This is a genomic window from Candidatus Thiodiazotropha endoloripes (genome assembly GCF_001708965.1).
Classification (GTDB): Bacteria; Pseudomonadota; Gammaproteobacteria; order Chromatiales; family Chromatiaceae; genus Thiodiazotropha; species Thiodiazotropha endoloripes.
In genome coordinates this window covers 641,744-662,576 of sequence record NZ_LVJW01000006.1, presented here as the reverse complement: position 1 = coordinate 662,576, position 20,833 = coordinate 641,744, and the positions used below count along the sequence as shown (strand labels likewise).

General features: G+C 54.8%; 20 protein-coding genes and 1 tRNA gene. All 21 read left to right on the top strand.

The window, feature by feature from the left end:
* Positions 1 to 27: 27 nt before the first annotated feature.
* The 21 genes from A3193_RS13645 (at position 28) to rpsC (ending at position 20,832) form a co-directional block, all read left to right on the top strand.
* Positions 28 to 103 (top strand) — tRNA-Trp (locus A3193_RS13645).
* Positions 104 to 124: 21 nt separating this feature from the next.
* Positions 125 to 499 carry a preprotein translocase subunit SecE gene (secE, locus tag A3193_RS13640; protein ID WP_069003703.1) on the top strand — a complete coding sequence of 125 codons (375 nt, stop codon included), beginning with the start codon at positions 125 to 127 and terminating at the stop codon, positions 497 to 499.
* An 11-nt stretch (positions 500 to 510) separates the two neighbouring features.
* Positions 511 to 1,044 (top strand): transcription termination/antitermination protein NusG, encoded by a 534-nt coding sequence (nusG, locus tag A3193_RS13635; RefSeq protein ID WP_069003704.1) that lies wholly within the window; start codon positions 511 to 513, stop codon positions 1,042 to 1,044.
* Positions 1,045 to 1,161: 117 nt separating this feature from the next.
* A complete protein-coding gene (rplK, locus tag A3193_RS13630; RefSeq protein WP_068989753.1) occupies positions 1,162 to 1,596 on the top strand; it encodes a 50S ribosomal protein L11 in 435 nt (144 codons plus the stop codon).
* Positions 1,597 to 1,598: 2 nt separating this feature from the next.
* Positions 1,599 to 2,294: a 50S ribosomal protein L1 gene (gene rplA, locus A3193_RS13625; RefSeq protein WP_069003705.1), complete on the top strand. Its 696-nt coding sequence runs from the start codon at positions 1,599 to 1,601 to the stop codon at positions 2,292 to 2,294.
* A gap of 245 nt (positions 2,295 to 2,539) precedes the next feature.
* On the top strand, positions 2,540 to 3,067 hold the full coding sequence (rplJ, locus tag A3193_RS13620; protein WP_069003706.1) for a 50S ribosomal protein L10: 528 nt from the start codon (positions 2,540 to 2,542) through the stop codon (positions 3,065 to 3,067).
* Between the two features lie 218 nt (positions 3,068 to 3,285).
* Positions 3,286 to 3,666: a 50S ribosomal protein L7/L12 gene (rplL, locus tag A3193_RS13615; protein WP_069003707.1), complete on the top strand. Its 381-nt coding sequence runs from the start codon at positions 3,286 to 3,288 to the stop codon at positions 3,664 to 3,666.
* A 246-nt stretch (positions 3,667 to 3,912) separates the two neighbouring features.
* Entirely contained in the window at positions 3,913 to 7,989 is a 4,077-nt protein-coding gene (rpoB, locus tag A3193_RS13610; RefSeq protein ID WP_069004129.1) for a DNA-directed RNA polymerase subunit beta, read from the top strand.
* Between the two features lie 42 nt (positions 7,990 to 8,031).
* A complete protein-coding gene (gene rpoC / locus A3193_RS13605) occupies positions 8,032 to 12,246 on the top strand; it encodes a DNA-directed RNA polymerase subunit beta' (protein WP_069015072.1) in 4,215 nt (1,404 codons plus the stop codon).
* A 259-nt stretch (positions 12,247 to 12,505) separates the two neighbouring features.
* Complete coding sequence (gene rpsL, locus A3193_RS13600; RefSeq protein ID WP_068989772.1) at positions 12,506 to 12,880, top strand: 30S ribosomal protein S12; 375 nt, start codon at positions 12,506 to 12,508, stop codon at positions 12,878 to 12,880.
* A 42-nt stretch (positions 12,881 to 12,922) separates the two neighbouring features.
* On the top strand, positions 12,923 to 13,393 hold the full coding sequence (gene rpsG, locus A3193_RS13595) for a 30S ribosomal protein S7 (RefSeq protein WP_069015071.1): 471 nt from the start codon (positions 12,923 to 12,925) through the stop codon (positions 13,391 to 13,393).
* 50 nt (positions 13,394 to 13,443) lie between these two features.
* Positions 13,444 to 15,540, top strand: coding sequence for an elongation factor G (gene fusA, locus A3193_RS13590; RefSeq protein WP_069003710.1), 2,097 nt, complete (start codon positions 13,444 to 13,446; stop codon positions 15,538 to 15,540).
* 19 nt (positions 15,541 to 15,559) lie between these two features.
* The gene (gene tuf / locus A3193_RS13585; protein WP_068989742.1) at positions 15,560 to 16,750 is read left to right on the top strand and encodes an elongation factor Tu; all 1,191 of its coding nucleotides are present in this window, start codon (positions 15,560 to 15,562) and stop codon (positions 16,748 to 16,750) included.
* A gap of 6 nt (positions 16,751 to 16,756) precedes the next feature.
* Positions 16,757 to 17,068, top strand: a complete 312-nt coding sequence (gene rpsJ / locus A3193_RS13580; protein ID WP_068989778.1) for a 30S ribosomal protein S10 — start codon at positions 16,757 to 16,759, stop codon at positions 17,066 to 17,068.
* A gap of 11 nt (positions 17,069 to 17,079) precedes the next feature.
* Positions 17,080 to 17,730 carry a 50S ribosomal protein L3 gene (gene rplC / locus A3193_RS13575; RefSeq protein ID WP_069003711.1) on the top strand — a complete coding sequence of 217 codons (651 nt, stop codon included), beginning with the start codon at positions 17,080 to 17,082 and terminating at the stop codon, positions 17,728 to 17,730.
* Between the two features lie 5 nt (positions 17,731 to 17,735).
* On the top strand, positions 17,736 to 18,347 hold the full coding sequence (rplD, locus tag A3193_RS13570; RefSeq protein WP_069003712.1) for a 50S ribosomal protein L4: 612 nt from the start codon (positions 17,736 to 17,738) through the stop codon (positions 18,345 to 18,347).
* A complete protein-coding gene (gene rplW / locus A3193_RS13565) occupies positions 18,344 to 18,640 on the top strand; it encodes a 50S ribosomal protein L23 (protein WP_069003713.1) in 297 nt (98 codons plus the stop codon). The genes rplD and rplW overlap by 4 nt, the downstream gene beginning before the upstream one ends.
* Positions 18,641 to 18,663: 23 nt before the next feature.
* The gene (gene rplB, locus A3193_RS13560; RefSeq protein ID WP_069003714.1) at positions 18,664 to 19,491 is read left to right on the top strand and encodes a 50S ribosomal protein L2; all 828 of its coding nucleotides are present in this window, start codon (positions 18,664 to 18,666) and stop codon (positions 19,489 to 19,491) included.
* A gap of 19 nt (positions 19,492 to 19,510) precedes the next feature.
* The gene (gene rpsS / locus A3193_RS13555; protein WP_069003715.1) at positions 19,511 to 19,783 is read left to right on the top strand and encodes a 30S ribosomal protein S19; all 273 of its coding nucleotides are present in this window, start codon (positions 19,511 to 19,513) and stop codon (positions 19,781 to 19,783) included.
* An 11-nt stretch (positions 19,784 to 19,794) separates the two neighbouring features.
* Positions 19,795 to 20,127, top strand: a complete 333-nt coding sequence (rplV, locus tag A3193_RS13550) for a 50S ribosomal protein L22 (RefSeq protein ID WP_069003716.1) — start codon at positions 19,795 to 19,797, stop codon at positions 20,125 to 20,127.
* Between the two features lie 18 nt (positions 20,128 to 20,145).
* Complete coding sequence (rpsC, locus tag A3193_RS13545) at positions 20,146 to 20,832, top strand: 30S ribosomal protein S3 (protein ID WP_069003717.1); 687 nt, start codon at positions 20,146 to 20,148, stop codon at positions 20,830 to 20,832.
* Position 20,833: the final 1 nt, after the last annotated feature.

Here is a 20,833-nt window from a genome sequence, read left to right as displayed (position 1 = left end):
GTGGCCAGCCCCGCTTTAACTTTTTCTAGGCCAATAGCTCAATTGGTAGAGCAGCGGTCTCCAAAACCGCAGGTTGGGGGTTCGATTCCCTCTTGGCCTGCCAAACAACTGGCAGTCAGAAATTATGAATGCGAAGTCCCAGGTGGAGGCATCCAGTCTCGATACCGTAAAGCTGATTATTGCGGTAGGGATAATCGTGGGCGCTATTCTCGGCTTTTACTATCTTGATGCCTACTCACAACTGCTGCGTGTGCTCGGGCTGTTGGTGATGATGGGATTGGCTGCGCTGTTGGCATACCAGACCGCGATGGGTAAGTCGGTGTGGGATTTTGCCTCCGCCTCCAAGATGGAGGTGCGCAAAGTCGTCTGGCCGAGCCGCCAGGAGACGGTGCAGACCACCTTGATCGTATTCGTCATGGTGCTCTTCATGGGTGTCGTGCTGTGGCTGTTTGACATGATGCTTGGCGCCATATTGCGCGCCTTGACCGGGTCTGGTTAGGGAGTGGTGAGATGACCATGAGATGGTATGTAGTGCACGCCTATTCCGGCTTTGAGTCCCAGGTCCAGCGCTCCCTTAAGGAGCGCGTTGAGCGTTATGGGATGCAGGATAAATTCGGTGAGATTCTGGTGCCCACTGAGGAAGTGGTCGAGATGAGAGCCGGACAGCAGCGTAAAAGTGAACGTAAGTTTTTCCCCGGTTATGTGCTGGTCCAGATGGAGATGACCGATGAGACCTGGCACCTGGTGAAAGACGTGCCGAAGGTTATGGGATTTATCGGTGGCACCGGGGATCGTCCGGCGCCGATTTCCGAGAAAGAGGCAAACGCCATTCTGCAGCGTGTACAGGAAGGTGTTGAGAAGCCTCGTCCAAAGATTCTATTCGAGCCGGGCGAAGTGGTTCGGGTTGTCGACGGGCCGTTCAACGACTTTACCGGTGTTGTCGAAGAGGTCGATTACGACAAGAGTCGTTTGAAGGTCTCGGTACTGATTTTTGGCCGCTCCACCCCTGTGGATCTGGAGTTCGGCCAGGTAGAGAAGGGCTGACGGTCCTTCAATTAGCGGGCCTCCGATTGCCGCTCTATCGGCAGCTGGAGGTTTCATTCTATTGATGGGGAGTCATGGTGAGAGTCCATGGCGTCTGTACCCGGAGAAGAGGTAAACATGGCTAAGAAAATAATGGCTTACATCAAGCTTCAAGTGAAAGCTGGTGAAGCGAATCCAAGTCCACCGGTTGGTCCTGCGCTGGGTCAGCATGGTGTCAATATCATGGAATTCTGTAAGGCGTTCAACGCCAAGACCCAGAGTGTGGAAAAGGGTCTGCCGATTCCAGTGGTGATCACGGTCTATAATGATCGTTCGTTCAGTTTTATCACCAAGACTCCACCAGCTTCTGTCCTGCTGAAGAAGACCATGGGTCTGCCAAAGGGCAGCTCTACACCGAATACAGTCAAAGTTGGTACGGTAACCCGTAAGCAACTGGAAGAGATTGCGACCATCAAAATGCCTGACCTCACAGCTGCAGATATGGATGCGGCGGTACGCACCATTGCGGGTAGTGCTCGTCAGATGGGGCTGGAAGTAGAGGGGGTTGAATAATCATGGCTAAGTTGAGCAAGCGAGCAAAAGCGATTCGTGAAAAGGTTGAGCCAGGTAAGCTGCACGCAGCTGAAGATGCATTCAGCCTGTTGAAAGAGGTCTCTTCCGTAAAATTCGGCGAGTCTGTGGATGTCAGTGTCAACCTGGGTGTTGATGCGCGTAAGTCCGATCAGGTTGTGCGTGGTGCCTCAGTACTGCCCCATGGTACCGGTAAAACTGTACGTGTTGCGGTATTTGCACAAGGTGCTAATGCTGATGCAGCCAAAGAGGCGGGTGCTGATGTTATCGGTTTTGAAGACCTGGCAGCAGACATCAAAGCCGGCAACATGGATTTTGATGTGGTGATTGCTTCTCCCGATGCCATGCGTGTGGTCGGTCAGCTGGGACAGATTCTCGGTCCCCGCGGTCTGATGCCTAACCCCAAAGTGGGCACCGTCACGCCGAATGTGGCAGAGGCCGTGCAAAACGCTAAAGCGGGCCAAGTGCGTTACCGTACTGACAAGGCAGGCATCATTCACTGTTCAATCGGCAAAGTCGATTTTGAACCGCAAAAACTGAAAGAGAACCTGGAGTCCCTGTTGGCTGCGCTGGTTAAAGGAAAACCGAGTTCAGCCAAAGGCGTCTATTTGAAGAAGATAACTGTCTCTTCAACCATGGGACCAGGTCTGATTTTGGATCAGGCTACTCTGAGCCTGTAACGAAATGAATACTGGGCATCACGCCGGTTGGTGATGATGCCCTTTTTGAACTTTGGGGTGCCGGAAATCCGGTGCTGTCAAAGACCGCAGGCGCATGCTTTTCATGCTTAATCCTGCCTGCGCAGATGGTGCGCCCCCAATCAGGATTTTACCTGGTGATGGCGTGCGTTAGGTTGCGACACTAAGGTGTCGTGTAGTGTGTGTTGGGAAATGTGATATTTCCCCATTATCAGGAGGTGACGACTTTGGCACTCAATATTGAGCAAAAGAAAGCCATCGTTGCCGAAGTCAATGATGTGGCCAGTAGTGCACTGTCAGCTGTTGCAGCTGAATATCGTGGTCTGACTGTCGAGCAGATGACCCTGTTGCGTCGTGAAGCGCGTAACAATGGCGTCTACCTGCGGGTAGTCAGAAACACCCTGGCCAAGCGTGCCGTAGAGGATACGGATTTTGCCTGTATGCAGGAAGGATTGACGGGTCCGTTGATCCTGGCCTTCTCTCAGGAAGACCCGGGTTCCGCAGCACGTGTCATTAAGGACTTTGCCAAGGAGCATAAGCTTCTCGAGGTCAAGATGGTATCCATCGGCGGCAAAATGCTTGCCCCGAGCGATATCGATACCCTGGCCAAGATGCCGACTTATGATCAGGCTATCAGCTTGCTGATGGCGGTCATGAAGGCACCGATCGAGAAACTGGCTCGCACTGTCAACGAAGTGCCTGGCAAGCTGGTCCGGACTGTGGCAGCGATCAAGGACGCCAAAGAGGCGGCCTGATTGGTTTTATTAAACCTGAATCCGTGGGTTCAGAAGGAGTGCAGCGTGCAAGATATTGATTCGGATGGCGTAATAAAAATTCGTAGCCATGCCCTTAGGTCTGGTGAGAATTTTTATATAGCTAGACGGATCAAGAGCTTGTGCGATGTGCCCTGATGGACCCACGGATTCAGGTTCAACACAAAGTTATCGTACAAAATTTTTTCAGGAGTTAAACAATGGCCGTTTCTAAAGAAGAGATTCTCGACGCAATTGCCGAAATGTCCGTGATGGACGTTGTCGCTTTGATCGAGGCAATGGAAGAGAAGTTTGGCGTATCCGCAGCTGCCGCTGTGGCTGCTGCCCCTGCAGCTGCTGGTGGTGGTGACGCTGCCGCCGCTGAAGAGAAGACCGAATTCGACGTGGTACTGGCAGAGATCGGCGGCAACAAGATTGCTGTCATCAAAGCAGTTCGCGGCATGACCGGTCTGGGCCTCAAAGAGGCAAAAGAAGCTGTAGAAGGCGCACCTTCAACCTTGAAGGAAGGCGTCAGCAAGGAAGAGGCCGAAGAGGCCAAGAAGCAGCTTGAAGAGGCGGGCGCTAAAGCCGAGATCAAATAAGATTCTCGTCTCGATCGTCTGTAGACAAGCGCGGTTGAGGCTGGTGGCGTAATGCCACCGGCCTTTTCCCGCTTGCATAATGTGCTTTAAAAGAACCTTTCTGACTTAAACTGGATCTGTATCTTTATAAAGCCGGTTCCCTGAGCCAATAAGTCAGGAGACAGTTTGAAGCGATGGTGATTTCGGGGCGGTTTGCCCGGTGTCCTCATCGCAACCACCAAGCGTAAGACACTGAGGGATGGCAGCATGGCCTATTCTTTCACCGAAAAGAAGCGAATCCGTAAAGACTTCGGTAAACGACCCAGTATTCTGGATGTTCCGTTTTTACTTGCAACACAGATTGACTCCTATCGGAGCTTTCTTCAGGACGGTGTGGCAGCCGACGATCGCCAGGAACTCGGGTTGCATGCCGCATTCAAGTCGGTAATGCCGATAACGAGTTATTCCGGCAACGCGGTTCTCGAATATGTGAACTACAAGCTTGGTGAGCCTGTGTTCGATGTCAGGGAGTGTCAACTGCGTGGCACCACCTACGCCGCTCCCCTGCGCGTGCTGGTTCGCCTGGTTATCTATGACAAAGAGGCTCCAGCGGGCTCCAAAGTAGTCAAGGATATCCGTGAGCAGGAAGTCTATATGGGGGAACTGCCCCTGATGACCGATACCGGTACCTTCGTGATAAATGGTACCGAAAGGGTTATCGTCTCCCAGCTGCACCGTTCGCCCGGCGTGTTCTTCGATCACGACCGTGGTAAGACACACTCATCGGGTAAGTTGCTGTTCTCTGCCCGGGTGATTCCCTACCGTGGTTCCTGGCTCGATTTCGAGTTCGACCCTAAGGACAACGTGTTCGTACGTATCGACCGTCGTCGCAAGCTGCCGGCCACCATTCTGCTACGCGCCCTGGGTTATGAGACCGAAGAGATCCTGGGGATGTTCTTCGAGACAGACAGCTTCACTCTGACCAAGCGTACCTTGAAGCTCGATCTGGTACCGGAAAGATTGCGTGGCGAGACAGTCAGCTTCGATATCAAAACCGGTGACAAGGTACTTGTCGAAACCGGTCGACGCATCACCGCCCGCCATATTCGCGAGCTGGAGAAGGCCGGTGTCAACAAGCTCGATGTGCCGCGTGAGTTTGTCTATGGCAAGGTCCTGGCGCACAATGTGGTGGATAAAGGGACCGGCGAGCTGGTCGCTGAAGCCAACTCCGAGATCACCGAAGAGATTTTCGAGAAGTTGATCGAGAATGGGGTGAAGAAGCTGGAAACCCTGTTCACCAATGATCTGGATCACGGCCCCTTCGTATCGGAAACCCTGCGTATCGATCCGACCACCAACGAGCTTGAAGCCCAGGTCGAAATCTACAGAATGATGCGTCCTGGCGAGCCGCCAACCAAAGAGGCTGCACAGAATCTGTTCAACAATCTGTTCTTCACCCCGGAAAGATATGATCTCTCTGCGGTTGGACGGATGAAATTCAACCGTCGTCTGAGTCGTGATGATGAGACCGGTGAAGGCGTACTCTCCAAAGAGGACATCGTCGATGTACTCAATGAACTGATCAACATCCGTAACGGTAATGGTGTGGTGGATGATATCGATCACCTGGGTAACCGTCGTATCCGCTGTGTCGGTGAGATGGCGGAGAACCAGTTCCGGGTTGGTCTGGTACGTGTCGAACGTGCCGTGAAAGAGCGTCTGACCCAGGCGGAATCCGAAGGTCTGATGCCTCAGGAGATGATCAACGCGAAACCGGTATCGGCTGCCATCAAGGAGTTTTTCGGCTCCAGTCAGCTGTCCCAGTTCATGGATCAGAACAACCCCCTTTCAGAGGTTACCCACAAGCGCCGTGTATCGGCCCTCGGCCCGGGTGGTCTGGCCCGTGAGCGTGCCGGCTTCGAAGTGCGTGACGTCCATCCGACCCACTACGGTCGTGTCTGCCCGATCGAGACCCCTGAAGGCCCGAACATCGGTTTGATCAACTCCCTGGCGGTCTATTCGAGAACCAACCGTTTCGGCTTTCTCGAAACCCCATACCGAAAAGTGGATGATGGCAAGGTAACCGATCAGATCGATTATCTCTCTGCCATTGAAGAGGGGCGCTATGTCATTGCCCAGGCGAACGCTTCACTGGATGAGAAGGGTTACCTGGCGGATGAGCTGGTCTCATCCCGTTTCCAGAATGAGTTCACCCTCTCTTCACCGGACAAGGTGCAGTACATCGACGTATCGCCGAAACAGATCGTCTCGGTTGCGGCCTCCCTGATCCCCTTCCTGGAACACGATGATGCGAACCGCGCATTGATGGGCTCCAACATGCAGCGTCAGGCTGTGCCTGTACTGCGTGCTGAAAAACCTTTGGTGGGTACCGGCATCGAGCGTGTCGTAGCGGTTGACTCCGGTGTCACCGTGGTGGCCAAGCGTGGCGGCGTGATCGAATCGGTCGACGCGGCGCGTATCGTGGTGCGGGTCAACGATGATGAGACCGAAGCTGGCGAGCCCGGTGTGGATATCTACAATCTGACCAAATACACCCGCTCCAACCAGAACACCTGCATCAACCAGCGTCCGCTGGTGAATGTGGATGATGTGATCGCTCGTGGTGACGTACTGGCCGACGGCCCCTCCACCGATCTGGGTGAGCTGGCCCTGGGACAGAACCTGCGGGTCGCGTTCATGCCCTGGAACGGTTACAACTTCGAGGATTCCATCCTCATCTCCGAACGTGTCGTGCAGGAGGATCGTTTCACCTCGATCCACATCGAAGAGATGACCTGTATGGCCCGGGATACCAAGCTGGGTCCTGAAGAGATCACCGGCGATATCCCGAATGTGGGTGAAGCCGCCCTCTCAAAACTGGATGAGTCGGGCATTATCTACATCGGTGCCGAGGTACGCGAAGGCGACATCCTGGTGGGTAAGGTTACCCCCAAGGGCGAGTCCCAGCTGACCCCGGAAGAGAAGCTGCTCAGAGCGATCTTCGGTGAGAAGGCGTCTGATGTGAAAGACACCTCCCTGCGGGTCTCCTCAGGTATGGTCGGTACTGTTATCGACGTACAGGTCTTTACTCGTGACGGCGTCGAGAAAGATGCCCGCGCCCTGCAGATCGAAAAGGTTGAGCTGGACCGGGTGCGCAAGGATCTGGACGATCAGTTGCGCATCATGGAAGACGACACCTTCCAGCGTGTGGAAAAGATGCTGATCGGCAAGGTGGTCGATGGCGGTCCCAACCAGATTAAGGCTGGCACCAAAGTCACCAAAACCTATCTTGCGGAACTGGATCGGGACAAGTGGCTTGAGATCCGTCTGCGCAATGAAGAGTCTGCTGCACAGCTGGAGGCGATAGCCGAGCAGATCAAAGCCCAGCGTGAAACCTTCCGCGACAAGTTCGAGGAGAAGAAGCGCAAACTGACCGCCGGAGACGATCTGGCACCTGGCGTGCTGAAGATGGTCAAGGTCTATGTGGCGGTGAAACGTCGCATCCAGCCTGGTGACAAGATGGCGGGTCGTCATGGTAACAAGGGCGTTATCTCCACCATCGTGCCGGTTGAGGATATGCCTTTCGATGAGCATGGCGAGCCGGTGGATATTGTACTCAACCCGCTCGGCGTACCCTCGCGTATGAACGTCGGACAGGTACTGGAGACCCATCTGGGTTTTGCCGCCAAGGGCGTAGGACGCCGTATCGGCGCGATGCTCGAGGCAAAGAGCAAAATGGCGGAACTGCGTGGATTCCTCGACAAGGTCTACAACACCAGCGGTAAAAAAGAGGATATCGACTCCTTTACCGACGAAGAGGTGGTGGCCATGTGCATGAATCTGAAGAAGGGTGTGCCGATGGCGACGCCGGTATTCGATGGTGCTCATGAGAGCGAAGTCAAAGCGATGCTGGAACTGGCGGGTCTGCCGGAGAGCGGCCAGTGCAAACTGTTTGACGGGCGTACCGGTGACTCCTTCGAACGTGATGTCACCGTGGGCTACATGTACATGCTGAAGCTCAACCATCTGGTAGATGACAAGATGCACGCCCGTTCAACCGGTCCCTACAGTCTGGTTACCCAGCAGCCGCTGGGTGGTAAGGCGCAGTTCGGTGGCCAGCGCTTCGGTGAGATGGAGGTCTGGGCGCTGGAAGCCTACGGCGCAGCCTACACCTTGCAGGAGATGCTCACGGTCAAGTCGGATGATGTCAATGGCCGTACCCGCATGTACAAGAACATCGTTGATGGCAATCATCAGATGGAAGCAGGCATGCCCGAGTCGTTCAACGTACTGGTCAAAGAGATCCGATCTCTGGCGATCAACATTGAACTGGAACAGGACTGAAGTGCTGACTCAGGTCAGTAACTGAATGCAGGAGAGACGATCTTGAAAGATCTACTGAATATTCTTAAGCAGCAGGGTCAGACTGAAGACTTCGATGCGATCCGCATCGGTTTGGCATCACCGGACATGATCCGTTCCTGGTCCTACGGCGAAGTGAAGAAACCGGAGACCATCAACTACCGTACCTTCAAACCGGAACGGGATGGCCTGTTCTGTGCCAAGATCTTTGGTCCGGTGAGTGACTACGAGTGTTTGTGCGGCAAATACAAGCGCCTGAAGCACCGTGGTGTGGTGTGTGAGAAGTGTGGTGTTGAAGTCACTCTGGCGAAAGTGCGTCGTGAGCGTATGGGCCACATCGAGTTGGCCAGCCCGGTAGCCCACATCTGGTTCCTCAAGTCACTGCCGTCACGTATCGGCCTGTTGATGGACATGACCCTTCGGGATATCGAGCGTGTACTCTACTTCGAATCCTTCGTGGTGGTCGATCCGGGTATGACGCCGCTGGAGCGCGGTCAGCTGCTGACGGACGAACAGTATCTGGACGCCATCGAAGAGAATGGTGATGAGTTCGATGCGCGAATGGGCGCCGAAGCGGTCTATGAACTGCTGAAGACCATCGATATTCCGGAAGAGATCAAGCGACTGCGTGAAGAGATCGACGGTACCAACTCCGAGACCAAGATCAAGAAATTCACCAAGCGACTGAAGCTGCTGGAGTCCCTGCAGGAGTCGGGTAACCGTCCCGAGTGGATGGTGATGACCGTTCTGCCGGTTCTACCCCCTGAGCTGCGTCCACTGGTACCTCTGGATGGTGGCCGTTTTGCCACTTCCGACCTGAACGATCTCTATCGTCGGGTAATCAACCGTAACAATCGTCTGAAGCGTCTGCTCGACCTGAATGCGCCGGATATCATCGTGCGCAACGAAAAGCGTATGCTGCAGGAGTCTGTGGATGCGCTGCTCGACAACGGTCGCCGTGGTCGTGCCATCACCGGCACCAACCGCCGTCCGCTGAAGTCCCTGGCCGATATGATCAAGGGTAAGCAGGGCCGTTTCCGGCAGAATCTGTTGGGTAAGCGTGTCGACTACTCCGGTCGTTCGGTGATCGTGGTGGGTCCGACCCTCAAGCTGCATCAGTGTGGTCTGCCAAAGCGCATGGCGCTGGAGCTGTTCAAGCCGTTCATCTTCAGCAAACTGCAACTGCGCGGTCTGGCGACCACCATCAAAGCCGCGAAAAAGCTGGTCGAACGTGGATCAGGTGAGGTCTGGGATATCCTCGAAGAGGTTATCCGCGAACATCCGGTGATGCTGAACCGTGCGCCAACCCTGCACAGACTCGGTATCCAGGCATTTGAGCCGGTGCTGATCGAAGGTAAGGCGATTCAGCTCCATCCGCTGGTCTGTACCGCATTCAACGCCGACTTCGACGGTGATCAGATGGCGGTTCACGTGCCCCTCTCGCTGGAAGCCCAGCTGGAAGCACGCAGCCTGATGATGGCCACCAACAACATTCTCTCACCGGCGAATGGTGATCCGATCATCGTACCTTCCCAGGACGTGGTACTGGGTCTCTACTTTATGACCCGTGAGCGTATCAATGCCAAGGGTGAAGGCATGGTGTTCGCCGATGTGGCCGAGGCGAAACGGGCCTATGAGGCGGGTTTTGCCGATCTGCAGGCGCGGGTCAAGGTACGGATGAAAGATACCGTACTGGACGACGATGGCAACCTCTCCGAGGAGACTCGGGTCATCGACACCACCATCGGTCGTACCCTGGTCTACAGCATCGTGCCTGCCGGACTGCCCTTCAACCTGGTCGATCAGGCAATGGGCAAGAAGCAGATCTCGAATCTGATCAATGCCTGTTATCGCCAGCTCGGTCTGAAAGATACGGTTATCTTTGCCGACCAGCTGATGTATATGGGCTTCCGCTACGCCACCAAGGCGGCGGTCTCCTTCTGCTCCAACGATATGGTGGTGCCGGAAGAGAAGACCGAAATCCTCGCTTCCGCCGAGTCGGAAGTCAAAGAGATCGAGAGTCAGTACACCTCCGGTCTGGTAACCAACGGTGAGCGCTACAACAAGGTGGTTGATATCTGGTCCCACACCAATGACCAGGTAGCCAAGGCGATGATGAGCAAACTGGGTAAGGAGATGGTGGTCGACCGGGAAGGTAACGAGGTCGAGCAGGACTCCTTCAACTCGGTCTACATGATGGCCGACTCCGGCGCCCGTGGTTCCGCGGCCCAGATCAGACAGCTGGCCGGTATGCGTGGCCTGATGGCGAAACCCGACGGCTCCATCATCGAAACCCCGATCACGGCGAACTTCCGTGAAGGTCTGGACGTACTGCAGTACTTCATCTCAACCCATGGTGCTCGTAAAGGTCTGGCGGATACTGCGCTGAAGACCGCCAACTCCGGTTACCTGACCCGTCGACTGGTTGATGTGGCCCAGGATATGGTGGTGCTCGAAGAGGATTGCGGTACCGAAGAGGGGCTGCTGATGCAGCCGATCATCGAGGGTGGTGACGTGGTCGAACCTCTGAGAGAGCGGATACTGGGACGTGTCACGGCTCAGGCGGTCTACAAGCCAGGCGGTGATGAAGTGGTCTGCGAGGCTGGTGTACTGCTGGACGAAAAGTGGATGGAAAAGCTGGAGACCGCAGGTGTCGACCAGGTGGTGGTCCGCTCTGCGATTACCTGTAATGCCAAAGTCGGTGTCTGCGGCAAGTGTTATGGCCGTGACCTGGCCCGTGGTCACCAGGTGAACATGGGTGAGTCTGTCGGTGTTATCGCCGCCCAGTCGATCGGTGAACCCGGTACCCAGCTGACCATGCGTACCTTCCATATCGGTGGTGCTGCATCCCGTTCGGCTGCGGTCAATAACATCCAGGTGAAGGCAGCCGGTACGGTACGCCTGCACAACATCAAAACCGTGAAACACTCCAGCGGTCATCTGGTGGCCACCTCCCGTTCCGGTGAGCTGACCATCGTCGATGAGGTTGGTCGTGAGCGTGAGCGTTACAAGGTGCCTTATGGCGCCACCCTGCAGGTGGAAGACGGTACGGCGGTCGATGGTGGTCAGATTGTGGCCAACTGGGATCCCCATACCCATCCGGTTGTTACCGAGGTGGAAGGTGTGCTGCGTTTCGTCGACTTTGTTGACGGTGTCACCGTACAGAAGAAGACTGATGAGGTCACCGGCCTGAGCTCTCTGGAGGTTATCGATCCCAAGCAGCGTCCGGCTGCGGGTAAGGATATTCGTCCGATGGTGAAGCTGGTGGACGACAAGGAGAAAGACCTGAACATTGCCGGCACCGACATCCCCGCCCACTACTATCTGCCGGCGAACGCGGTGGTCAATGTACAGGATGGGGCGAATGTCGGCGTGGGTGATATTCTCGCCCGTATCCCGCAGGAGTCATCCAAGACCCGTGATATCACCGGTGGTCTGCCCCGGGTTGCCGATCTGTTCGAAGCCCGTAAGCCGAAAGATCCGGCGATCCTGGCTGAGGCGACCGGTACCGTCAGCTTCGGAAAGGACACCAAGGGTAAGCAGCGCCTGATCATCACCGATCCGGATGGTGAGCAGCACGAAGAGCTGATTCCCAAGTGGCGCCACGTCAACGTGTTCGAGGGTGAGCAGGTGGTCAAAGGGGAGGTCATCTCCGATGGTGAGCTCAACCCCCATGACATACTGCGCCTGAAAGGTGTCACCGATCTGGCGGAGTATCTGGTGAAAGAGATTCAGGACGTCTACCGTCTGCAGGGTGTAAAGATCAACGACAAGCACATCGAGGTGATCATTCGCCAGATGCTGCGTAAGGTTGAAGTCTCCGCTTCCGGCGACAGCCGCTTCCTCAAAGGTGAGCAGGTGGAGCGTTCCATGCTGCTGGAAGAGGCCGAGGCGCTGCGTGCTGAAAGCAAGCACCCGGCACTCTACGATCCGCTGCTGCTGGGTATTACCAAAGCCTCGCTGGCGACCGAGTCGTTCATCTCGGCGGCCTCTTTCCAGGAGACCACCAGGGTACTGACCGAGGCGGCTGTGAGAGGTTTGGGAGATCGTCTCAATGGTCTGAAAGAGAACGTAATTGTCGGACGTCTGATCCCGTCCGGTACCGGTCTCTCCTACCATAACGAGCGTCGTCGCAGACGCCATGAAGAGACTGCTGAAGCCGAAGCCAAGAACGAGCTGGTGGTGGAAGAGGTCGAACAGGCGTTCAAAGAGGCGCTCAATACCCCGGAGTCAGATTAGGCATTATGTAAGTAGTATTACATACTCCTTGACATGGGAGTGGAGTGGGCATAGAATGCGCGCTCCTTAGGACAGGCCGGCCATCGCCGGCCTGTCGTTTCTGATACTCAAAGCGCCTTTTAAGGTGTTGTTGAGTAAAGTTATTCAAACCTGAGAATGTGTGATGCCCGGATGCTGCTTGTTAGGGCGGCAAGGGGAGATGTTCTCCGGTTTTTTTTATGCAAAATAGCAAAGATGACGTCTCTGGAGACGGATATAGATGGCGACAATCAATCAGCTGGTGCGTAAGCCCAGAAAGAGAAAAGTCCAGAAGAGTAACGTGCCGGCGCTGGAGGCCTGTCCACAACGCCGCGGTGTTTGTACACGCGTCTACACCACAACGCCTAAGAAGCCGAACTCGGCGCTGCGTAAGGTGGCCCGTGTCAGACTGACCAATGGCTACGAGGTCTCAAGCTACATCGGTGGTGAGGGCCACAACCTGCAGGAGCACTCTGTGGTGTTGATTCGTGGTGGTCGTGTCAAGGACTTGCCAGGTGTTCGCTATCACGTAGTGCGCGGTAGTCTCGATACCTCCGGTGTTGAGAAGCGGCGTCAGGGTCGCTCCAAGTACGGCGCGAAGCGGCCAAAAGGCTAAGATCTGCGGATCTAACATATTCAACAGGTTTGAGATAGAGCAATGCCAAGAAGACGAGTTGCAGCACGGCGTGAAGCCCTGCCGGATCCCAAGTACGGGAGTGAACTGCTGGCCAAATTCATCAATATGGTGATGCAGGACGGTAAGAAGTCAGTCGCCGAAAAGATTTTATACGGTGCATTGGATAACGTGGTCGAGAAGCGTGGTGGTGAGCCGCTGGATCTGCTTGAGACTGCGCTTGAAAATGTCCGTCCGCTGGTCGAGGTAAAGTCCCGCCGTGTTGGTGGTGCCACCTACCAGGTGCCTGTGGAAGTTCGTCCTAACCGTCGTAACTCCCTGGCAATGCGTTGGTTGATTGAAGCGTCCCGTAAGCGCAGCGAGAAGTCGATGGCTTATCGTCTGGCTGGTGAGTTGCTCGACGCATCGGAAAACAAAGGTGCGGCGGTCAAGAAGAAGGATGATACGCACCGTATGGCGGAAGCCAACAAGGCATTCTCACACTATCGCTGGTAAGCGGTCGTTTAACCCTTAACTTTTTAGCTCTTTAAAAACAGGTTTGTAACGTGGCACGGAAAACTCCTATCGAGCGCTATCGCAATATCGGTATCATGGCGCATATCGATGCTGGTAAGACGACGACAACTGAGCGTGTGCTCTACTATACTGGTGTCTCCCACAAGATTGGTGAGGTGCACGATGGTGCAGCCACCATGGACTGGATGGAGCAGGAGCAAGAGCGCGGTATTACCATTACCTCGGCTGCCACGACCTGTTTCTGGAGCGGCATGGCTCAGCAATTCCCTGAGCATCGTTTCAACATAATCGACACCCCCGGACACGTGGACTTCACCATCGAGGTGGAGCGTTCCCTGCGTGTACTCGATGGCGCAGTATTCGTACTCTGCGCGGTTGGCGGTGTTGAACCTCAGTCTGAGACCGTCTGGCGTCAAGCCAACAAATACAATGTTCCCCGTATGGCCTTCGTCAACAAGATGGACCGTATGGGTGCCGATTTCTTCCGTGTGGTTGAGCAGCTGAAAGAGCGCTTGGGCGCCAATGCCGTGCCGATTCAGGTCCCGGTAGGTGCAGAAGAGGGCTTCAAGGGGCTGATCGATCTGGTGAAGATGAAATCGGTCGTCTGGAGTGAAGAGAATATGGGCGTAGAGTTTGAATACGTCGATATTCCTGCCGATCTTCAGGATACCTGTGATGAGTGGCGCGAGCACATGGTCGAGGCGGCCGCCGAAGCCTCTGACGAATTGATGGAAAAATACCTCGAAGAGGGTGACCTCTCTGAAGAGGAGATCCTTGAGGGGCTGAGAATTCGCACCCTGAAGCTGGAGATCATTCCGGTGACCTGTGGTTCTGCCTTCAAGAACAAAGGCGTGCAGGCGGTTCTCGATAAGATCATCGAGCTGATGCCTTCACCTGTCGATGTGCCGGCAATCACCGGTATTCTGGATGATGCCGATGGCACTGAGGAAGAGCGTCCTTCTGATGACAATGCACCTTTCTCAGCACTGGCTTTCAAGATTGCCACTGACCCCTTTGTTGGAACCCTGACCTTTTTCAGAGCCTATTCCGGTGTGCTGAAGTCGGGTGACCACGTCTACAATCCTGTCAAGGGTAAGAAAGAGCGTGTTGGTCGTATCCTGCAGATGCACTCCAACTCTCGTGAAGAGATCAAGGAAGTGTTGGCCGGTGATATCGCCGCAGCGGTTGGTCTGAAAGACGTCACCACCGGTGATACCCTCTGTGCACTCGACAAGCCGATTACTCTGGAACGGATGGAGTTCCCGGAGCCGGTTATCTCGGTTGCGGTTGAGCCGAAAACCAAAGGTGACCAGGAGAAGATGGGTATTGCGCTCTCCAAGCTGGCCCAGGAAGATCCCTCATTCCGCGTCAGCTCAGACGAAGAGTCCGGTCAGACCATCATCTCCGGTATGGGTGAGCTGCATCTCGATATTATCGTCGATCGTATGCGCCGTGAATTCAAGGTTGAGGCGAATGTCGGTGCCCCTCAGGTGGCTTATCGTGAAACCATTCGTAGCTCCATCGAGCAGGAAGGCAAGTTTGTACGTCAGTCCGGTGGTCGTGGTCAGTTTGGTCATGTCTACCTGAAGATTGAGCCGCAGGAAGCTGGTGCCGGGTATGAGTTTGTCAACGAGATCGTCGGTGGTGTCGTGCCGCGTGAATATATTCCGGCGGTAGACAAAGGTATTCAGGAAGCCATGGGTAACGGTGTTATCGCCGGTTACCCGGTGGTGGATATCAAGGTCACGCTTTACGACGGTTCCTACCATGACGTCGACTCAAGCGAAATGGCCTTTAAGATTGCAGGTTCCATGTGCTTTAAAGAGGGTGCGGCGAGAGCCAAACCGGTACTGCTGGAGCCGGTCATGAAAGTTGAGGTTACAACACCTGAGGAATATATGGGTGATGTCATGGGTGACCTCAACAGTCGTCGCGGAATCGTGCAGGGTATGGATGATTCACCTGCCGGTCGTCAGATCAAGGCTGAAGTTCCACTGTCAGAGATGTTCGGTTACGCAACCGACCTTCGCTCGGCCACTCAGGGTCGTGCCAACTACAGCATGGAATTCGGTAAGTATGCAGAGGTGCCGGCCAGCATTGCCGACGCCGTAATCAAGAAACAGTAACGGGTATAGGGGTAGCACTGTGTCCAAGGAAAAATTCGAACGCACAAAGCCGCATGTCAATGTGGGCACGATTGGTCACGTAGACCACGGCAAGACCACGCTGACGGCGGCCATCACAACAGTCCAGGCGTCCAAGTACGGTGGCGAGCAGCGCGCTTTTGACCAGATCGACAACGCCCCGGAAGAGAAAGAGCGTGGTATCACCATTGCGACCTCTCACGTGGAGTACGAGTCAGACACTCGTCACTATGCCCACGTGGACTGCCCGGGCCATGCTGACTATGTAAAGAACATGATCACTGGTGCGGCGCAGATGGACGGCGCGATCCTGGTGGTATCGGCGGCTGACGGCCCAATGCCTCAGACCCGTGAGCACATCCTGCTGTCACGTCAGGTTGGTGTGCCTTACATCGTGGTCTACCTGAACAAGGCGGACATGGTGGATGACGAAGAGCTGCTGGAGCTGGTTGAGATGGAAGTGCGTGAGCTGCTGGACAGCTACGAATTTCCTGGAGACGACACCCCGATCATCGTGGGTTCTGCGCTGAAAGCGCTGGAAGGCGACACTTCTGAGATCGGCAGTCAGTCAATCGACAAGCTGGTCGAAGCGCTGGATACCTACATTCCGGAGCCTGAGCGTGCGGTAGACGGCGCCTTCCTGATGCCGATCGAGGACGTATTCTCGATTTCAGGTCGCGGTACCGTGGTAACCGGTCGTGTCGAGCGTGGTGTGGTCAAGGTCGGGGAAGAGATCGAGATCGTTGGTATCAAAGAGACCACCAAGACCACCTGTACCGGTGTTGAGATGTTCCGCAAGCTGCTGGATCAGGGCGAAGCGGGAGACAACGTTGGTGTGCTGCTGCGTGGTACCAAGCGAGACGAGGTGGAGCGTGGTCAGGTACTGGCCCATCCGGGTACGATTACACCGCACACCCACTTTGAGTGTGAAGTGTATGTACTGAGTAAGGACGAGGGTGGCCGTCATACGCCATTCTTCAGTAACTACCGTCCGCAGTTCTACTTCCGTACCACCGACGTAACCGGTGCGTGTGACCTGCCGGAAGGCGTCGAGATGGTCATGCCGGGAGACAACGTGAAGATGACTGTGAAGTTGATAGCGCCGATCGCGATGGAAGAGGGTCTGCGTTTTGCGATCCGTGAAGGCGGTCGGACCGTGGGTGCCGGCGTGGTATCCAAGATTATCGAGTAAGAGATAATGGCTAACCAGAGAATACGAATTCGTCTCAAAGCATTTGATCATCGACTGATTGATCAATCTGCCCGTGAGATTGTGGAAACCGCTAAGCGGACCGGTGCACACATCCGTGGCCCGATTCCACTGCCGACTAAGAATGAGCGTTACACCATCCTGATTTCACCGCACGTCAACAAAGACGCCCGTGATCAGTATGAAATCCGTACCCACAAGCGTCTGCTCGACATCGTTGAGCCGACCGACAAGACTGTGGATGCGCTGATGAAGCTCGATTTGGCTGCCGGCGTAGACGTGCAGATCAAACTGAACTGAGGTTAAGAACGATGGCGATTGGAGTAGTCGGCCGCAAGGCAGGAATGACCCGAGTATTTACCGAGCAGGGTGATTCAGTGCCTGTAACGGTAATTGAGGTTGAACCCAACCGTGTGACTCAGCTGAAGAGCGACGATACCGATGGGTATCTGGCGATTCAGGTTACTACCGGTGCCCGCAAGGCGTCACGGGTCAGTAAACCGGCTGCCGGACACTATGCGAAAGCAGGTGTAGAGGCTGGCCGGACGATGGTGGAGTTTCGCGCAGAGACCGCCGATGTCGAAGGCATCGAAGTGGGTAGCGAGATCAAGGCTGACCTGTTCGAAGCCGGACAGATCGTGGATGTTCGCGGTCAGTCACAGGGTAAGGGCTTTCAGGGTGGCGTAAAGCGTCATAACTTTCGTACCCAGGATGCAACACATGGTAACTCCCTGTCTCATCGTGCCCCGGGTTCGATCGGACAGTGTCAGACACCAGGTCGTGTATTCAAAGGTAAGAAAATGGCCGGTCACATGGGTGCCGCTCAACGCTGCCAACAGAACCTTGAGGTTGTGCGCGTCGATGCAGAGCGCAACCTGATCCTGGTGAAAGGTTCAGTGCCTGGTTCCAGAGGTGGAGACGTGATCGTTACACCTGCTGTGAAGATGAAGAATAAAGGGTGACAGTAATGGATCTCAACGTAAAGACAGCCGCCGGCGCTCAGACAATACAAGTCTCTGACGACGTGTTTGGCGCAGAGTACAAGCAGTCGCTGATACATCAGGTGGTAACTGCCTATATGTCTGCTGCACGTTCCGGTACCAAAGCGCAAAAGAATCGCGCTGCAGTCCAGGGCGGTGGCGCCAAGCCTTTCCGTCAGAAGGGCACTGGCCGCGCACGTGCCGGTACCAGCCGCAGTCCGATCTGGCGTAGTGGTGGTGTTAATTTTGCTGCTACCCCACGTAACTACGAGCAGAAGATCAACCGCAAGATGTACCGTGGTGCGATCCGCTCAATTCTGTCGGAACTCAACCGGCAGGAGAGACTGGTGGTGGTCGATGAGATCAGCATCTCTCAACCTAAGACCAAAGAGTTGGTTGGCAAATTGAAGGACATGGAACTGAAAGATGTCCTGGTGGTATCAGAAAACCCTGATGAAAACCTCTATCTCGCCTCCCGCAACCTGTATGGTGTGGATGTGCGTGATGTAGAGGAGATCGATCCGGTGAGCCTGGTTGCTTACGAGCATGTTCTGGTCACCGAAAGTGCGGTCAAGAAACTTGAGGAGCGTCTGGCATGAACAACGAACGTCTCATGAAGGTACTTCTGAGTCCTCTGGTCTCGGAAAAGAGCAGTATCGTTGCAGACCAAAACGATCAATACACCTTTCGCGTCACCAAGGATGCGACCAAGCGTGAGATTGCGAAAGCGGTCGAGAAGCTGTTCGAGGTTGAGGTCGAGCGTGTCCAGGTGGTTAACGTCAAAGGCAAGCAAAAGCGTTTTGGCGCCATCAATGGCAAACGTTCCGACTGGAAAAAAGCATATGTACGTCTCAAGGCTGGAAGCGAAATCGATTTCGCTGCCGGTGCGTGAGCAAGTAATACAGGATTGGGATAATGGCAGTCGTTAAAACTAAACCGACCTCTGCAGGCCGCCGATTTGTGGTCAAGGTAGTCGATGCGGAGCTGCACAAAGGTGCACCTTATGGCCCGCTGCTGGCAAAGAAGAGCAAAAGTGGTGGTCGTAACAACAACGGTCGTATAACCACTCGTCATCGTGGCGGTGGTCACAAGCAGCGCTATCGTATTATCGACTTCAAGCGCAACAAGGAGAATATCCCGGCGGTCGTCGAGCGCCTGGAATACGATCCTAACCGTACTGCAAGAATTGCCTTGATCCGCTATGCGGATGGTGAGCGCAGCTACATTATCGCACCGAACAATCTGCACGTTGGCGACACGGTTGAATCGGGTAGCGCTGCGGCGATCAAGACCGGTAACTGTATGCCACTGCGCAACATGCCATTGGGTTCAGTGGTTCACTGTATTGAAATGAAGCCGGGCAAGGGTGCTCAGATGGCCCGCTCCGCAGGTGCTGCTGTACAGCTGGTAGCCCGTGAGGGTGAATATGCCACCCTGCGTCTGCGTTCAGGCGAGATGCGTAAAGTGCCTGCAGACTGTCGCGCTGTAATTGGTGAAGTCTCCAATTCAGAACACAGCCTGCGCTCGCTGGGTAAAGCTGGCGCCAAACGCTGGAAGGGTGTTCGCCCGACCGTCCGTGGTGTCGCCATGAACCCGGTAGATCATCCTCACGGTGGTGGTGAGGGACGTACATCTGGTGGACGTCATCCTGTATCACCATGGGGTACGCCTACCAAGGGCTATAAGACCCGCACCAACAAGCGCACGAACAAGATGATTGTTCGTCGCAGAAACCGTAAATAGATAATTAGGGGTTAGAGTCGTGCCACGTTCAGTCAGAAAAGGCCCATTCATCGACCACCATCTGGTAAAGAAGGTGGACGAAGCAGTAGCCCAGAACAACAAGCGTCCTATCAAGACCTGGTCACGCAGATCTGTCGTGTTTCCGGAGATGGTGGGCTTAACCATCGCTGTGCACAACGGTAAGGTTCATGTGCCTGTTCTGGTCTCGGAAAACATGGTCGGACACAAACTGGGTGAGTTTGCGTTGACCCGTACCTATCGCGGCCATGCCGCTGATAAGAAGTCGAAGTAGAGGTAATAACGATGCAGACAACAGCAAAGTTACGCCACGCTCGTCTATCGGCTCAGAAAGGTCGCTTGGTTGCTGATCAGATTCGCGGACTGCCAGTGGAGCAGGCGCTGGATATTCTGTCTTTTAGCAAGAAGAAAGGCGCAGTGCTGGTAAAGAAGGTTCTCGAGTCGGCTATCGCCAATGCCGAGCACAATGACGGTGCGGATATCGATGAGCTGAAAGTTGCCGCAGTCAGCGTTGATGAAGGACCAACCATGAAGCGCATTCGAGCTCGCGCCAAAGGTCGGGCATCCAGAATTCTCAAGCGGACCAGTCACATCAATGTGACTGTCGCAGAAAAGTAATAGGCAAGAGAGGCCGAAATGGGTCAGAAAGTACATCCAACCGGGATACGTCTTGGCATTGTCAAAGACTGGACGTCCAAGTGGTACGCAGATTCGAAAGAGTACGCAACACTGCTAAACAATGATCTTGTAGTGCGTGAGTACCTGAAAAAGAGACTGTCGCAAGCCTCTGTCAGCCGTATTCAGATCGATCGTCCGGCTAACAACGCCCACATCACTGTTCACACAGCCCGTCCAGGCCTGGTGATCGGTAAGAAAGGCGAGGATATCGATGCATTGAGATCCGAAGTCTCTGCAATGATGGGTATTCCGGTACACATGAGTATCGAGGAAATTCGTAAGCCTGAACTCGATGCGCAGCTGGTTGGTGAGAGTATCGCTCAGCAGCTTGAGCGTCGCGTCATGTTCCGCCGGGCCATGAAGCGTGCTGTTCAGAATGCCATGCGCCTGGGCGCTGAGGGTATCAAGGTCCATATCAGTGGTCGTTTGAATGGTGCTGAAATCGCACGTTCAGAATGGTATCGCGAAGGTCGTGTACCGCTGCATACCCTGCGTGCTGACATTGATTATGGTTTTGCTGAAGCCAATACCACATACGGCATCATTGGTGTCAAGGTATGGGTCTTCAAAGGTGAAGTTTTCGGTGATCGCGAGGAAGTTGAGGTTGAGACCAAGCCCGCTGCCGCACCGAGCAAGAGGTCTTAAG